The following is a 15,531-nucleotide window of genomic DNA, read 5'->3' on the forward strand; positions in this document are numbered from 1 at the left end:
TTATGTCCGAGAATCAGCAGCCCAATAGCCAGCTTAATATAGAGATCAGCGAGGAAATGGCAGAAGGTCAATATGCCAATCTTGCCATCATTACGCATTCTCATGCCGAGTTTGTCATCGACTTTGTAAATGTGATGCCGGGTACACCCAAAAGCAAGGTGAAGAGCCGTATCATACTTACTCCGCAACATGCCAAGCGTTTTATGAAGGCGCTCACGGAGAACCTGGCCCGTTTTGAAACAGCCAACGGGAAGATACAGGACCTGGAGGAGGTGCAGCTGCCTTTGAATTTCGGAGGACCGACGGCGCAGGCGTAGGGGAGCCTGTGACGCAACTATAACATTCCGCTGTCTGCAAAACTAAAATACCCCTGCTCACTCACGATGATGTGATCCAGCAATTTGATGTCGAGGTATCTGGCGCCCTCCTTTATTTTATGGGTGAGCTCTTCATCGGCTTTGCTGGGACGGAGATTCCCTGATGGATGGTTGTGACCCAGGATAATGTTGACGGCATTTTCTTCCAACGCTTTCTTCAGGATGATGCGGGGATCGGCCACCGTGCCGGTGAGGCCACCCTGGCTCAGGGGCTCCCACTTCAGGACCTTACATGCGTTGTTGAGATAGATGGCTACAAATACTTCGTGTTTGAAGTGTTGCAGCTCGCCCTGCAGGTAGGCAGCTGCTTCCCGGCCATGTTTCAGAATGATCTTTTCATTCAGGAGGCTGGCGTCCCTCCTTCTTCCCAGTTCCATAGCAGCGGAGATAATAGCGGCCTTAGCCCGTCCCATCCCTTTGACCTGCCTGATCTGAGTCGCGGACAGCTGGCCAAGGGTAATGAGGTTGTTGTCGCCTAATTTGAGCACCTCTCTTGCTGTGTCGATGGCGTTGCGGTCCGGAGTGCCCGTCCCAATGAGGACGGCCAGCAGCTCGGTATTACTAAGGGCCCTGGGACCTTTACTTAGTAATTTTTCGCGGGGCTGCTCGTCTTTTGCCCAGTTTTTTATGCGGTATTTCCTGGTCTTTTCAGCTTGCATAAATCAATTTAATGTATTATTTTGTACTTTATAAAGAAGAGTTAAAATAAGGATCCGACTCTTTCGTTATTAGCACAGACAGACAGTTTCATAGTATCCGTAATCTTTTGAAAACTTAATCTAAAATCCAATGAAACGCACAACTTTCAACGCAATCGGCGGCTGGCAACCATTTCTCTTCTGTATCGGCATGTATGTTGTCGCCCTTTTCTTCTCCATCTTTGTTTGTTCCTCTATTTTTTATGTGCTGAACTCAAAATCGACCAGAGACACTGAAAAAACAGCAGTTGTCACACCTGCTGCTAAGACGCAATTGGCTTCTGTAAATCATTAAATCGAATACACCTTTTTGAAAGAGGCTGCCTTCAAGGTCCCGTGCCCTGGAGGTTACCTCTTTTTTTGTATTTCCCCCTGCCGTAATATATTTTTTTAAAGTGTCTTGGACCTAACCTCTTTTCGGTTATATCTTCGCCCCACATTTACCTACTTATGCAGCATCTAGCCAAGATTTTTTCCGGCACGGGGTCACAATACCTGGCTGAGAAAATTGCTCAGCAATTCGGTACCCCTACAGGGAAGGTTAATATTCAACGTTTTAGCGATGGGGAAATACAAACGACCTTTAATGAGAGCATCCGGGGAGACATGGTTTTCCTCGTACAAAGCACGTTTGCTCCTGCGGAGAACCTGCTGGAGCTGTTGCTTATGATCGATGCGGCCCGCCGGGCATCCGCCTATAAGGTGGTGGCTGTAATACCTTATTATGGGTATGCACGCCAGGATCGGAAGGACAAACCCCGCGTGGCGATAGGTAGTAAATTGATTGCCAATATGTTAGTGGCGGCTGGTGCGGACCGGGTCATTACAATGGACTTACATGCCCCCCAGATCCAGGGATATTTTGACATTCCGGTGGATCACCTGGACAGCTCGGCCATTTTTATCCCTTACATTGAGCAACTTAAGGTTGAAAACCTTACCTTTGCGGCCCCTGACGTGGGTAGCGCCAATCGTATCCGGGAGATCGCCAGTTATTTCAATGCGGAAATGGTGATCTGTGACAAGCATAGAAAACGTGCGAATGAGATAGCCAGTATGGTGGTGATCGGAGATGTAACGAATAAGGACATTGTGCTGATAGATGACATCTGTGATACGGGAGGAACGCTGGCAAAATCCGCCGGTCTCTTAAAGGAGAAGGGCGCCAGGAGCGTGAGAGCGTTGTGTACGCACCCGGTATTGAGCGGCAAGGCGTTTGAGAACATCGAGAACAGTGTGCTGGAAGAGCTGGTGGTATGTGATACTATACCGCTGAAGCATCCCAGCCCGAAGATCAAGGTGTTGAGCGTAGCAGAGCTGTTTGCAGTGGCAATACGCAATGCGCATGAGAACAGGAGCATTACGGGGCTGTTCATTCACTCGCAGCTGAGGAATAAGTAGGGTAATTATTAAATAAACATAAACAATGAGAACGATTACAATCGAAGGACAACTCAGGACCGAAATGGGCAAACAAGCCACCCGCCAACTTCGCTCTGAGGAAAAAGTGCCCGGTGTAATTTACGGGGGTGCAAAGGAGGTGAACTTCTCAGCTCTTGCGACATCTTTTAAATCACTGGTCTACACACCTGATTTCCAGTTAGCCGAGATCAAGGTGGATGGTGCGTCTTACAGGTGCATTTTGAAGGACCTGCAATTTGACAAGGTAACGGATCAGCTGATCCATGCTGACTTCCTGGAGCTGGTGGAAGACAAAAAAGTGGTAGCCACCATCCCTATTAAATTCACCGGCGCTGCAAAAGGCGTGAAAGATGGCGGTAAGCTGATCACCAAGATGAAGGCTTTAAAAGTGAAGACCCTTCCCAAATTTCTGAAAGAGAATATTGAAGTGGATCTGACCGAGCTGGAATTGAACGGCAATGTGCGGGTGGAGGATGTAAAAGCGGAAAACTATGAGATCCTGAACTCTCCGCGTATTCCTATCGCTTCTATCGTGCTGACGCGTCAATTGAAACAGGAAGAAGCTGCTGCTGCTCCGGCTGCCGGCGCTGCTCCTGCAGCTGGCGCTCCTGCTGCGGCTAAGCCAGCGGCGGGCGGTAAGAAATAAAGTAATTTATTAGTTGGAACCCGGTTATAATTTTAACCGGGTTTTTGTTATTTTTAATCCCCCTTGTCTGACCTTCGTTTATGGCAAAGTTTCTCATCGTGGGATTGGGTAATATTGGGTCCGAATATACGGGTACCCGGCACAATATTGGTTTTGATGTAGCAGATGAACTGGTAAAGAAGCATGGGGGCGTTTTCGGACTGGATCGCTTAGCCGAAGTCGCAGAGATCAGGTGGAAAGGGAAGATATTGGTTTGTATTAAGCCCACTACCTTTATGAATCTAAGCGGCAAGGCGGTGAAATACTGGATGGACAAGGAAAAGATCAGCCTGGAAAATGTACTTGTCGTCCTTGATGAACTGGCCCTGCCTCTGTCAAAGTTCAGGCTTCGTCCCGGGGGAAGCGCAGCTGGGCACAATGGGCTGCGGAGCATCGAGGAGGTGCTAGGAACCAATGGTTACCCCAGATTACGATTTGGCATAGGTAATAATTTCCCTAAGGGAAAACAGGTCGATTATGTATTGGGAAAGTGGAAAGAAAATGAATTACCACTGGTAAGGTTGAAAGTAGAGAAGTCTGTGGAATTGATCGAAAGCTTTGCCACCAGCGGAATAGAAAGGACTATGAACCAATACAATAATTTGGATTTTACGCTATGATTTATAAAGGGGAATCTTTATTTTCGCATAAATATTGTATTCATCCCTAAGAGTAGATATTTTAATATTCAATATTCCTGTGTTGTGCCCAGGGTCTTTTCAGGCCAAATGAAAACTGGTTTAAAGAATTTTCTATTTAAAAACCCTGATTGAATATGAAAATATTCTGTGTTGGCCGTAACTATGTTGCTCATGCCAAGGAATTGAATAATGAGATCCCGGATGAGCCTATCATTTTTATGAAGCCTAAGAGCGCATTGCTGCAAGCACATACGCCATTTTATTACCCGGAGTTTACCAATGAGTTGCACTATGAATGCGAGTTGGTGCTGCGCATATCCAAGAACGGTAAATATATCCAGGACCGCTTTGCCAGCAAATACTATGATGCGGTGACGGTAGGCATTGATTTCACCGCCAGGGACATCCAGAATGAGCTAAAGGAGAAAGGGCTTCCATGGGAAAAAGCGAAGGCCTGGGACAATTCTGCAGCCATCGGCAAATGGATACCTCTTCAGAACGTAAAGAACAAGAAGGATCTTAACTTCTGCCTTTACAAGAACAAGGAGCTGGTGCAGCAAGGCAATTCAAGCCTGATGATCAATAGCTTTGATAAGGTCGTTGCTTATATTTCCAATTATTTCTCCGTCAACATCGGCGATCTTGTATTCACGGGCACACCGGCGGGTGTAGGTGAATGTGTGGTAGGAGATGAGCTGGAGGCATTTATTGAAGACGATAGCTTACTGACCATAGAAATAAAATAATTCAATCGTCGTTAGATCAATGCCATTCTGTATTTCGCAGGATGGCATTTTTTTTATAAAACCTACATGATAACTGTTGAAATATTGTTGCGCGCCTATCGCCTTATGTGCATCGCCCGCGAGATGGCCGCCACCTATGAAAATAACCGCTCTATCTGCAAATATGTCCACTCCACTTCAAGGGGGCATGAGGCCATTCAGCTGGCTGCCGCCTTTCATCTTCAACCCTATGATTGGGTGAGCCCTTACTATCGGGACGAGAGCATCCTGCTGGGACTGGGGTTCGAGCCTTACGAGCTCATGCTGCAATTGCTGGCAAAGGGAAATGATCCGTTCACGGGCGGACGCGAATATTATGGTCATCCCAATCATCGGGAAAAAGATAAACCAGGGATCATTCATCAGAGCAGCGCTACGGGTATGCAGGTTATTCCTACAACGGGGATAGCGCAGGGGCTTCGTTACCTGGAGCGTATTGACTCCCCTTTATTCAAAAAGGGGGCGGAGGGCGAGGCGCCCGTGGTTATTTGCAGCCTGGGAGATGCCAGTGTGACGGAGGGAGAGGTCAGCGAGGCTTTCCAGTTTGCCGTATTAAAGGAGCTGCCGATCATCTACCTGGTGCAGGACAACGATTGGGGCATCAGTGTCCGCAGCGAAGAGTCCCGGGCGATGGACGCTTATGAATATGCTGCCGGTTTTAAAGGAATGGGGCGCATACGTATCGATGGCAGCGACTTCCAGGAGAGCTTTGAGGCAATGGACCGGGTGATCCGGGATGTTCGGCAGGGCAGGCGCCCCTATCTGGTGCAGGCGAAAGTACCCTTGCTGGGCCATCATACCAGCGGCGTACGCAAAGAGTTTTACCGGAGTGCGGAAGACCTGGAAGAGCATGCCAGGCAGGATCCCTTTTACAAACTCAGGGCACGCATGCTGGGTTTAGGAATGGAAGAAACTCAGCTATCCGACATGGAAAAAGCTGCCGCCGACTTTGTTGCCAGGCAATTCCAGTCCGCAGTGGCCGCCCCCGATCCGGACCCGGCCACGGTGGAAAACTTTGTTTTTGTTCCTTCGCCTGTGACGGAAGAGAAGGGGCAGCGCAGCCCGGCTGATGGAGAAAAGGTGATTATGGTGGACGCTGCCTTATTTGCCATCCGCGAGATCATGGAGGATCATCCGGAGGCATTGCTATATGGACAGGATGTGGGCAGGCGCCTGGGGGGAGTCTTCAGGGAAGCAGCGACCCTGGCCGAGCAATTCGGGGATCACCGGGTTTTCAATACGGCCATCCAGGAAGCTTATATCATCGGGTCCACGGTGGGAATGAGCGCAGTGGGTGCCAAGCCTATCGTGGAAGTACAATTTGCCGACTATATTTACCCGGGATTCAATCAGCTGGTGACTGAGATCTCCAAGTCCTGTTATCTGAGCGCAGGAAAATTCCCCATACAAACGCTGATCCGTGTGCCTGTAGGCGCCTATGGAGGAGGCGGGCCTTACCACAGCGGCAGCATTGAATCCACACTTTTATCCATCAAGGGTATCAAGGTTGTCTATCCCTCCAATGCGGCCGATATGAAAGGATTGATGAAGGCTGCTTTTATGGACCCCAACCCCGTGGTGATGCTGGAGCACAAGGGCCTGTACTGGAGCAAGGTGCCGGGTACGGAGGACGCGAAATGCGTCGAGCCTTCCAGGGACTATATCCTTCCATTGGGAAAGGCGGGCATCGTGCTGAACGCGGATGAAAGCGCTACCCGCAAGGGAGAGACCTGCTGTGTCATTACGTATGGCATGGGAGTGTACTGGGCAAAGGCCGCCGCCAAATATTTTCCCGGCTGCGTGGAGATACTGGACCTGCGTACCCTTTATCCCCTGGACGAAGAGCAGATATTTGCCACCGTACGCCGGCACGGCAAATGCCTGGTACTGACGGAAGAACAACAAAACAATTCTTTTGCCGAAGCATTGGCCTGGAGGATCTCCGGTAATTGCTACGCTTACCTGGACGCCCCGGTGGAAGTAAAAGGCGCTCTCAACCTGCCTGCTGTACCCATGAACATGGCGCTGGAGAATGCCATGCTCCCCAATGCTTTCAAAGTCAGTGAAATAATCGAAAAGTTACTGGATTATTAGGCGTTGCTTTTCGCCCGCCTGCGACGCTGTAGATCAGCAGGAACGGAGAGGTGGAAATTTATTTTTAAAGTCTACAAAATTAGTGGACTATTTATTTGGAGTTCCGGAGGGGTGGTGCTATCTTTATTTGGTGAAAATGAGGATAGAGAAAATTTCCTGATACCCTGGTTAGCAGGCTTGATTAGACGAGACGGCAGGTGGTTGCTTAGTCCTGTACGGTCAGCGGTTGCCAGGGCATCAGGAACTGAGTGGTCAAGCTGTTGGAGAATTTTTCGCTTATTATAAAATCAAGTATATGCAACGGTTAGCAATTCTTTCATTTGTCGGGGTGCTGCTCCTGCTTTTCGCCTTTACGGCGCGGGAAACAAAAAAGCCGGCTCCCGTGTGTAAGGTTGCCGGCCAATCGATTGCATTCACCATGCCTGCCGGACATTGTGCCGGGGCATCGGGCGCTCCGCAGCGATAACAATTCGCCGTTCTAGTATTTTGTCAGTTCGGGTTGTACCTCGTCAATATAGGAGAGGATGCCCCCTTTAAGATTATAAAGGTTAGTGAATCCGAATTTTTCTTCCAGCTCACGAATGGCTTTTGCGCTTCTGCCGCCCATTTTGCAATGAATGACAACATGCTGCTGTGTATCGATCCTGCCTGCGTTGTCGGCTACCGTAGCCAGGGGGATCAGCTCGCCTCCGATGTTGACGATATCGAATTCATGGGGTTCCCGCACGTCGATAAGCTGGAATTTTTCTCCTCTCACCTGCCAGTCGTATAGTTCCTTCGCCGTGATCTCTTTCAGGGGTTTTTCTTCGACGGCTCGCATGCCGCAGAACTGCTCATAATCGATGAGAGCTGTGATCGTCGGATTTTTTCCGTTGATGGGATTGTCTTCCCTTCTTTTGATATTAAAGGTCCTGCTTTCAAAATTCAGGGCATCGAAGATATAGAAGCGACCGGAAAGGGTTTCACCCACGCCTGTAATGACCTTGATTACTTCCAGTGCCTGGAGGCTGCCGATGATGCCTGGCAATACGCCCAGGACGCCGCCTTCCGCACAGCTGGGGACCAGTCCGGGAGGAGGGGGGGTGGGATAGAGGTCACGGTAGTTGGGCCCGGTGTTGCCGCTGGCATCCGTATAATTGAACACGGACACCTGTCCTTCGAACTGGAAGATCGACGCGTAAATGTTGGGCTTGCCCAGCAGCACCGCTGCGTCATTGACCAGGTAACGGGTGGGGAAATTATCCGTCCCGTCCGCAATGACATCATAGTCTTTTACGATGTCCAGCGCGTTCTGGGAGTTGATATGGGTGTTGTAAATATTCAACTTTATATGGGGGTTCAGGGCCGCCAGTCTTCTCCTTGCAGCTTCTACCTTGGGTTTGCCGATCTCATCGATGCCGAAGAGCACCTGCCTTTGCAGGTTGCTGTCGTCCACCACGTCGAAGTCGACGATGCCGAGCGTGCCCACGCCGGCAGCCGCCAGGTATAACAACACAGGGCTGCCCAGCCCGCCGGAGCCGATGACCAGGACCTTTGCTTTCTTCAGCTTCTCCTGGGCTTCCATTCCGAATCCGGGGATGATGATATGCCTGTTGTAGCGCGCCAGCTCTTCTTTTGTGAAAAGCTGGTCCGGGGCGCCGCCGGCGATGGCGGGAACGATGCTGATGACAGTGTCTTCTTTAACTGCGGTATGCTCCTGCTGGAGGTCGCGAATATCGTTGTTGCCGACGAAAATGTTGACATAAGAACGGATGCTTCCGCCTTCGTCCAGGAGATGCTTTTTCAGGTCCGGAAAGTTCTGGGTCAGCTCGTTGACCGTGTCCTGTATCGTGCCAGCCCTGACTTCCAGCCGGGCCGTGTTATTGGTGAATTTCCTCAGGGGAGTGGGAATGATCACTGTTGCCATTTTATTTATATTTTATTATGTGAATTGATAATCGATGATCTTTTCTTCTTCAAATTGCTGGTCATCATTCAGCAGCCAGGAACGCAGGGTGATGATCTCGTTGTTTAGTACGGAAATGATCAGGTAGGAGAAAAAGGGCTGCGCGGCCACCCGGTCATGCTCTGAAGGAATGGCCGGATGATTGGGATGGGAGTGGTATACTCCCAGCAAGGTCCAATCGTGATCCAGCGCATGCTGCTCAGCCGTCATGTAATCCTGCGGAGAGATAGCAAAGCGTCTGCGTTTGTCCCCTTCCTTTGAGTTGTCCACTACCAATACGTCGAGGATAAGGCGTGTGCCGTCTGTTTCTTCCCGGCCGAACATGAAGCCGCAACATTCATCGGGGAATGTGCTGACTGCATCTTCTATCATTAATTGCCGGACACGGGGTTCGATGATGATCATGTTATAGAATTTTTTTTATGACTTCACTGTATTTATCCGCGTTATCGGGTAGCACGGTGACAACCGTCCCTTCTTCAAGGCCTTCGGCGATGCGGATCGCACCGGCCAGGTTGGCTGCCGAGGACGGGCTCAGCAGGAGCCCTTCATGTTTGTAGGCCGCCCTGATCAGCTCATGGGCTTCTTCGGTGCTGACCTCGTAGTTGGCATCGGCTACTGTAGGGTCATAGATTCCCGGGACGACGGCTGTTTCCATGTGCTTCCAGCCTTCCAATCCGTGCAAAGCGAAATCAGGCTGCAAAGAGATCAGGCGGATGGATGGCTTCAACTCCCGCAGACGACGGCCTGTGCCGATAAACGTGCCGGTGGTGCCCAGCCCTGCTACAAAGTGTGTGATGCCGGGGAGCTCTCCATAGATCTCAAGCGCAGTGGAATGATAATGTGCTTTCCAGTTATATTGATTCTTGTATTGATCGGCATAGTAGTAGCCGGCGGGAGCGGATGCGGCAAGCTCTTTTGCTACCTGCTGGGCGCCGTCCGTGCCTTCAAAGCGGGAGGTGAGGATCAACCTTACGCCCAGCGATTCCAGGATATCCTTTCGCTCCTTAGATGCATTTTCCGGCAGGCATAGCGCAACAGGAATGCCCAGTTCACTGGCAATATGCGCATAGGCTATACCGGTATTACCGCTGGTGGCGTCCAGCAAGGTTCTTTCCCTGGTGAGGGCGCCGCTTTCAATGGCTTTTCGGATGATGTTGTATGCGGCACGGGCTTTCACGCTGCCTGACAGCTGCATCCATTCTTTTTTTGCATAGATCCGCACATTGTTTTTATTGAACAGGCGGGTAATAGGCTGCAGAGGGGTATTCCCGATCTTTTTCTCCAGCCCCCGGACGGAGGTGAGCAGGTTGCTGTCGATGGTGAGGTCCGTTGTTGTTGACATAATCATCATAAATAAAAAAAGCTCCACTGGTGGTGGAGCTTTTATATGTTGTTTATAACAGTTTTTACTAAGCTTATGAGAGGTCATCCTCCACCCAAATAACCGATATTTGCTTACAACAGCAACAACAACAAGTTATATTTGCAAACGTTTGATTCATGTGGGAGAATGATGACCTAAAAGTAGGGAAATTTACTTTCCCCACCAAAAAAGTAGAGTAAACATATATAAACTATTGATAATCATGGAGAATCCTGCCATCAAAGGAAAAAAGCTAGCAGCCGGGAAAGCAATTGAATACATTCGCGCGGGCATGACCCTGGGTCTGGGGACGGGATCCACCGCCTATTGGGCCATCCAGGGCATCGGGGATATGGTGAAAGAGGGCTTGTCTATAAAGGCCGTGGCTACCTCTTTGCAATCCGAGGCATTAGCCAGGGAGCTCAATATTCCCATTATCCCTTTTTCGGCCGTGGATCATCTGGATATTACCATTGACGGAGCGGATGAGGTGGATAAGGAGCTCAACCTGATCAAGGGTGGGGGCGGGGCGCTGCTAAGGGAGAAGATCGTAGCCGCCGTGACAAAATTTTATATCATCATTGTGGACGAAAGCAAGCTGGTGGATAAACTGGGTAAGTTCCCTCTGCCTGTGGAGGTAGCGCCTTTCGCCTGGGAGCTGACGGAGCGTAAGCTGGCGGCACTGGGGTGCACGCCCAAAATGAGGATGGCCGGAGACCAGCCTTACCTGACGGATAATAATCACTATATACTGGATTGTTCTTTTGGAACGATCCATGACCCGGCGCTCTTACACCGGCAGGTGAGCGACATTACGGGGGTGATGGAGGACGGTTTTTTTATTGGGATGGCCGATGTGATCATTTCCGGGGCTCCAGGGGGAGAGGTCAAGGTGATTTCGAAAAATGGAAAGGTTTAATGTATTGATAATTAGTAAATTGTGTTAAAATGGGGGGGCTTGGAAGGACAAGGGAAAAGTTGTAATTTTGGGAAAATTAGTTGAGTTATGGCAAAACCACGTGTAAGCCCAAAGCCTAATACTCCCCAGATCAGCATCCGGACTGGCAGTTAATTATAGATAGCCCTTACTATTATAAATATAGCCATGGCTACCAGCAGGAGGGAGATCTTCAAGGTTGTTCTGTATTGAGCGAACCTTTTTCTATTCGACTTTATCATTCTCTCGATCTTGTCCTGGATCCTTTCTATTTCGTTGTATAGTACATTTTTCAACCCTTCCTGTTCCGATAAACCGTCAAACACCTCTTTGTAGAAGATCTCTTTTGGAGGGCTGCCTTTGTAGAAGACATCTTTAGGATATATCAATTGGAATAAAAGCGTGAATGCGTATATAGATAAGATTGCAATGAAGATGGAAAAGCAGATGAGCCAGCCATTCCCATGGATAATTTTTGATTTCTCGGAAAAGGCATAGCCCAGTATGCCAGACAGCGCTGCTATATAGGAGAGGAGGATGGACATGCCTCTTTTGGTGATTATCTGGGATTCCTCAATGACCTCGTTCAGCTGTTCTTTGGCCTGCTCGATAACGAACTTGTAGGCGTCGACTGAGACCTTCTCCCAGTCTGTGACATCGGATTCCCATAGCAGTGTTTGCCCCATAAATAAGGTTAAGAGCGCTGAAATTACTAAAAAAATTGAGGAGTACGGGAGAACTTTGCCTCGGTGATCCTGCGTATATTAGCGCCATGAATTCCCGAAGCCGGATCGTTCAAGGCTGTCTTTCGCTGATGCTCCTTTTCGGGAGGCTGGCGGTTATCGGGCAGGGGGGCGGAACAGAGATCGTTGTAAGGCAGCCGGGCATTTTGCCGGGGCTGCGGATCGAGCGGGCTATGATCTACACGCCGCAATCATCGTGGCTGTACAATCATCATCCTTCCATCACAAAATTCAGGAAAAAATATATTGCCGTCTGGTCCGACGGGATGAAGGACGAGGACGCTCCCGGTCAGCGGGTGGTGTATGCCGTATCGGATGATTTCTTTCATTGGAGTGTTGCCCGGGTGCTGGCAAGCCCTTCCCTTTATCGTGGGGATACGGCGAATGTGCTTACTGCGGCAGGTTTCCACCTGTTTGGCGATTCTTTAGTGGCTTATTACGGCGAATACTCACCTCATCGGCAGCATACGCATCTATGGGCAAAAGTAAGCGGTGACGGACTGCATTGGAGCGCTCCGCGGGATATGGGCGTACCCGTGAATCCCAATCATGGCCCTCAGCGGGCAGGGGGCGGAAGGCTGATCATCAGCGGTAACTTTACTTTTCCATATACGGATGACCCGCGTGGGCTTTCGGGCTGGAAGATGAGCAGCTTCTACCCTGATTCTTTATACGAGGAAGATAATCCGGCGACCTTTTATGCACCTGCTGCAAAGATGGGGTTGCCGCCTTTGTGTGAGGGTTCATTCTTTATGACAGGAGGGAATGCCCGGCAGGGCGACAGCGTCTTGCATATGTTGCTGCGTGTGACGGGAAAGGGCTGGAAGGGGCGTTTATGGGTGACCGAAAGCCGGGACAATGGCGGGCTTTGGTCTTTCCCGAAAGAGACTGCGTTCACGGATAATGACAGCAAATTCCATTTTGGGCAACTGCCGGACGGCCGCTGGTATTATGTGGGGATCCCGGACTCTGTGCATCACTATGCCCGTACCCCATTGGTGCTGGCCGTTTCGGAAGACGGGCATACTTTCGATGAGTGCAGGCTCATCGCCGACGAGCCTTATACCCTGAAGGCGGAGGGGTTGTGGAAGGGGGGACAATACGGATATCCCCATTCCATGATCGATGGAGGGTATATGTATGTCATCATTTCACGTCAGAAAGAGTCTATCGAAGTACTTAGGTTTTCGCTTGCCCAGCTGAATAAAATAAAAAAAGACAAGCTATGAAGGTTATTGGGATCGTTTTAATGGCATTGCTTTTGAGGCAGGAAATGTCAGCCCAGGAGAAGCATGTATTCTCTTTTGACAATAGTGCGTTCCTGCTGGATGGGAAGCCTTTCCGGATCATCAGCGGAGAAATGCACCCTGCCCGTATCCCAAGGGAGTACTGGAGACACCGGATCCGTATGGCCAGGGCCATGGGTTGCAATACCATTGCGGTATACCTGTTCTGGAACTATCATGAGTCTGCGCCGGGTGTGTGGGATTTTAAGACTGGCAATCATGACATAGCGGCTTTTATCCGCATCTGCCGGGAGGAGAAGATGTGGGTGCTGCTGCGGCCTGGACCATATGTATGTGCAGAGTGGGATTGGGGCGGGCTTCCTTTCTACCTGTTGAAGATCCCCGACATAAAGATCCGCTGCATGGACCCCCGGTATATGAATGCGGTGAAGCGGTATATTGCGCGCGTGGCTGTAGAGATGCTCCCGCTGCAGTGTGATCATGGAGGCCCCATTTTAATGACACAGATAGAAAATGAATATGGCAGCTATGGCAATGACCGGACATACCTGGAGAACCTGAGGCAACTGTGGAGGGCTGCGGGGATCACGGTACCTTTCTATACGGCGGATGGACCGACGGATTTCATGCTGGAGGCCGGCTCCTTACCGGGCTGTGCTATTGGTCTTGACAGCGGCGGCAGCGATGAGGATTTTGGGCAGGCACAAAAAAAGGACCCTCATGTGCCGGCCTTCAGCAGCGAGACTTATCCGGGTTGGCTGACACATTGGAAAGAGAAATGGCAGCGTCCGGACACGGCGGGTATCCTAAGGGAAGTGCGCTACCTGCTATCGCGTCAACGTTCGTTCAATTTATACGTAGTTCATGGCGGGACCAATTTCGGATACACTGCCGGCGCGAATGCATTTACGCCTGTTCAGTTCCAGCCGGATGTTACCAGCTATGATTATGATGCGCCTATTGACGAGCAGGGAAACGCCACTCCCAAATACTATGCATTACGGAAGTTGATCGGAGAATATTCCAGAGCTGCGTTGCCGGAGGTGCCGGCGGCAGTCCCATCAATGGAGGTGGCTCCTTTTACGTTGGCGCCTTTTACGTCGGTATGGGATCATTTGCCTGCGGCGATCCATTCGCCACAACCCCGACCCATGGAGGATTATGATCAGCATGGCGGTCTTATTCTCTATAGGACAAAGCTCGTAGGGCATAAAAGCGGGACGCTGACCATTACGGAGCCGCATGACTATGCGCTGGTGTTCCTGGATGGTAAGCTCATCGATACGGTATTCAGGGATGGCGGTAACTGGTCGGTGAAATTGCCGAAAACGGACGTAAAGGACCCTGTACTGGAGATCCTCGTGGAGGGGATGGGGCATATCAATTTTGCACAGTATATGATCGACAGGAAAGGGATAACAGACCGTGTGTCGCTGAATGGCATGACGTTGATGAACTGGGAGATCTTCCCGCTGCCATTGAATGAGGGGACGGTGGAAAAGCTGCGGGCTGCGGGGGACGAGCTTCGGGAAGGGAAGAAAGAAGGGGTCTTTTTTAAGGGAAATTTTGAGTTGACGGCAACAGCTGATACCTATTTCGATATGAGCGGGTATAAGAAGGGGATGGTGTGGGTAAACGGCCATAACCTGGGCAGATACTGGTATGTAGGACCTCAGCAGCGACTGTACTGTCCTGCTTCCTGGCTGAAGAAAGGACAAAATATCATGATCGTGCTGGACCTGCATCAACAGGAAGCTGCAAGTGTAAAAGGAAGAAGAACATTAGATAATGAGTAAACAAATCGCTGCGCTGAAAGAGGCGCTTGCCCCCACGCGCGATCGCCTGATCGCTCATCCCGTATACCAGCGCATACAAAGCCCGGAAGCGCTTCGGCTGTTCATGCAGCACCATGTGTTTGCCGTATGGGACTTCATGTCTTTGCTGAAAGCGCTGCAAGGGGCGTTGACGGGGGTATCTGTTCCCTGGGTACCGGTGGGCAGTGCGAATACCCGGTATCTCATTAATGAGATCGTTGTGGGAGAGGAGTCCGATGTGGATGAGGAGGGAAGATGTACCAGTCATTTCGAACTTTACCTGCGGGCCATGCGGGAGGCGGGCGCTGCCACCGATGGGATAGAACGGATGGTGCGGGAGGTGCATGGCGGTATGCCCATCGGGGACGCCATCCAGGGCGTGAAAGAGGATGCAATAAAGGAGTTCCTGGAATTTACTTTTGACACGATCACAAACGGAGAGGTGCATAGCATAGCGGCTGTTTTCACGTTTGGCCGGGAGGATCTCATTCCTGACATGTTCCTTCGGATCATTGCCGACCTTTCTAATGAAATGCCGGGGGCACTGCATATTTTCAAATATTACCTGGAGCGTCATATCGAGGTGGATGGGGATCATCATAGTAACCTTGCCATGGCCATGGTGAAGGAGCTATGCGGTGAGGATGAAGATAAGTGGGCTTCGGCTACACGATATGCTATCTCTGCCATCAAGGCGCGTATCCGCCTATGGGACGCGGTGGCAGCAGCTATCGATAAAACGCTGGCAAAGGATGGTCTGAGGATTGCGTAAACAGA

17 protein-coding genes are annotated in these 15,531 nt (G+C 50.4%); 12 read left to right on the plus strand and 5 right to left on the minus strand.

Annotation, left to right across the window (positions count from 1 at the left end):
* Window positions 1–2: 2 nt before the first annotated feature.
* Window positions 3–317 (plus strand): DUF3467 domain-containing protein, encoded by a 315-nt coding sequence (locus Q4E93_RS03955; RefSeq protein ID WP_303582785.1) that lies wholly within the window; start codon window positions 3–5, stop codon window positions 315–317.
* A 17-nt stretch (window positions 318–334) separates the two neighbouring features.
* Here the strand turns inward: Q4E93_RS03955 and radC are convergent, their stop codons facing one another.
* Window positions 335–1,036, minus strand: coding sequence for a RadC family protein (radC, locus tag Q4E93_RS03960; protein WP_303582786.1), 702 nt, complete (start codon window positions 1,034–1,036; stop codon window positions 335–337).
* 130 nt (window positions 1,037–1,166) lie between these two features.
* Here radC and Q4E93_RS03965 point away from each other — a divergent pair, with 130 nt between their 5' ends.
* The 7 genes from Q4E93_RS03965 (at window position 1,167) to Q4E93_RS03995 (ending at window position 7,168) form a co-directional block, all read left to right on the plus strand.
* Complete coding sequence (locus Q4E93_RS03965) at window positions 1,167–1,370, plus strand: hypothetical protein (RefSeq protein WP_303582787.1); 204 nt, start codon at window positions 1,167–1,169, stop codon at window positions 1,368–1,370.
* A 155-nt stretch (window positions 1,371–1,525) separates the two neighbouring features.
* Window positions 1,526–2,476, plus strand: a complete 951-nt coding sequence (locus tag Q4E93_RS03970; protein ID WP_303582788.1) for a ribose-phosphate diphosphokinase — start codon at window positions 1,526–1,528, stop codon at window positions 2,474–2,476.
* Window positions 2,477–2,501: 25 nt separating this feature from the next.
* On the plus strand, window positions 2,502–3,143 hold the full coding sequence (locus tag Q4E93_RS03975; protein WP_303582789.1) for a 50S ribosomal protein L25: 642 nt from the start codon (window positions 2,502–2,504) through the stop codon (window positions 3,141–3,143).
* A gap of 80 nt (window positions 3,144–3,223) precedes the next feature.
* The gene (gene pth, locus Q4E93_RS03980) at window positions 3,224–3,802 is read left to right on the plus strand and encodes an aminoacyl-tRNA hydrolase (RefSeq protein ID WP_303582790.1); all 579 of its coding nucleotides are present in this window, start codon (window positions 3,224–3,226) and stop codon (window positions 3,800–3,802) included.
* A gap of 155 nt (window positions 3,803–3,957) precedes the next feature.
* Window positions 3,958–4,569 carry a fumarylacetoacetate hydrolase family protein gene (locus Q4E93_RS03985; protein ID WP_303582791.1) on the plus strand — a complete coding sequence of 204 codons (612 nt, stop codon included), beginning with the start codon at window positions 3,958–3,960 and terminating at the stop codon, window positions 4,567–4,569.
* A gap of 66 nt (window positions 4,570–4,635) precedes the next feature.
* Window positions 4,636–6,702 carry an alpha-ketoacid dehydrogenase subunit alpha/beta gene (locus tag Q4E93_RS03990; RefSeq protein ID WP_303582792.1) on the plus strand — a complete coding sequence of 689 codons (2,067 nt, stop codon included), beginning with the start codon at window positions 4,636–4,638 and terminating at the stop codon, window positions 6,700–6,702.
* A 295-nt stretch (window positions 6,703–6,997) separates the two neighbouring features.
* Window positions 6,998–7,168: a hypothetical protein gene (locus Q4E93_RS03995; protein WP_303582793.1), complete on the plus strand. Its 171-nt coding sequence runs from the start codon at window positions 6,998–7,000 to the stop codon at window positions 7,166–7,168.
* 12 nt (window positions 7,169–7,180) lie between these two features.
* Here Q4E93_RS03995 and moeB read toward each other — a convergent pair whose 3' ends face one another.
* From moeB to Q4E93_RS04010, 3 genes are read right to left on the minus strand one after another with little or no spacing between them, the layout of a single operon-like run.
* The gene (gene moeB, locus Q4E93_RS04000; RefSeq protein WP_303582794.1) at window positions 7,181–8,608 is read right to left on the minus strand and encodes a molybdopterin-synthase adenylyltransferase MoeB; all 1,428 of its coding nucleotides are present in this window, start codon (window positions 8,606–8,608) and stop codon (window positions 7,181–7,183) included.
* 15 nt (window positions 8,609–8,623) lie between these two features.
* Window positions 8,624–9,052: a M67 family metallopeptidase gene (locus Q4E93_RS04005; protein WP_303582795.1), complete on the minus strand. Its 429-nt coding sequence runs from the start codon at window positions 9,050–9,052 to the stop codon at window positions 8,624–8,626.
* Between the two features lies 1 nt (window position 9,053).
* The gene (locus tag Q4E93_RS04010; protein WP_303582796.1) at window positions 9,054–9,992 is read right to left on the minus strand and encodes a PLP-dependent cysteine synthase family protein; all 939 of its coding nucleotides are present in this window, start codon (window positions 9,990–9,992) and stop codon (window positions 9,054–9,056) included.
* Between the two features lie 244 nt (window positions 9,993–10,236).
* Between Q4E93_RS04010 and rpiA the strand changes: the two genes are divergently transcribed.
* Window positions 10,237–10,932 carry a ribose-5-phosphate isomerase RpiA gene (gene rpiA, locus Q4E93_RS04015; RefSeq protein WP_303582797.1) on the plus strand — a complete coding sequence of 232 codons (696 nt, stop codon included), beginning with the start codon at window positions 10,237–10,239 and terminating at the stop codon, window positions 10,930–10,932.
* Window positions 10,933–11,081: 149 nt separating this feature from the next.
* Here rpiA and Q4E93_RS04020 read toward each other — a convergent pair whose 3' ends face one another.
* Entirely contained in the window at window positions 11,082–11,636 is a 555-nt protein-coding gene (locus tag Q4E93_RS04020; protein ID WP_303582798.1) for a hypothetical protein, read from the minus strand.
* Between the two features lie 86 nt (window positions 11,637–11,722).
* On the opposite strand from Q4E93_RS04020, the gene Q4E93_RS04025 reads away from it, so the two are divergent.
* From Q4E93_RS04025 to Q4E93_RS04035, 3 genes are read left to right on the plus strand one after another with little or no spacing between them, the layout of a single operon-like run.
* On the plus strand, window positions 11,723–12,922 hold the full coding sequence (locus Q4E93_RS04025; RefSeq protein WP_303582799.1) for an exo-alpha-sialidase: 1,200 nt from the start codon (window positions 11,723–11,725) through the stop codon (window positions 12,920–12,922).
* Entirely contained in the window at window positions 12,919–14,736 is a 1,818-nt protein-coding gene (locus Q4E93_RS04030; RefSeq protein ID WP_303582800.1) for a glycoside hydrolase family 35 protein, read from the plus strand. Before Q4E93_RS04025 ends, Q4E93_RS04030 begins: the two co-directional genes overlap by 4 nt.
* Window positions 14,729–15,526 (plus strand): DUF3050 domain-containing protein, encoded by a 798-nt coding sequence (locus Q4E93_RS04035; protein ID WP_303582801.1) that lies wholly within the window; start codon window positions 14,729–14,731, stop codon window positions 15,524–15,526. Before Q4E93_RS04030 ends, Q4E93_RS04035 begins: the two co-directional genes overlap by 8 nt.
* The last annotated feature ends 5 nt before the right edge of the window (window positions 15,527–15,531 follow it).

It is taken from the genome of Flavitalea plasmicola (assembly GCF_030546645.1).
Taxonomy (GTDB): Bacteria; Bacteroidota; Bacteroidia; order Chitinophagales; family Chitinophagaceae; genus Puia.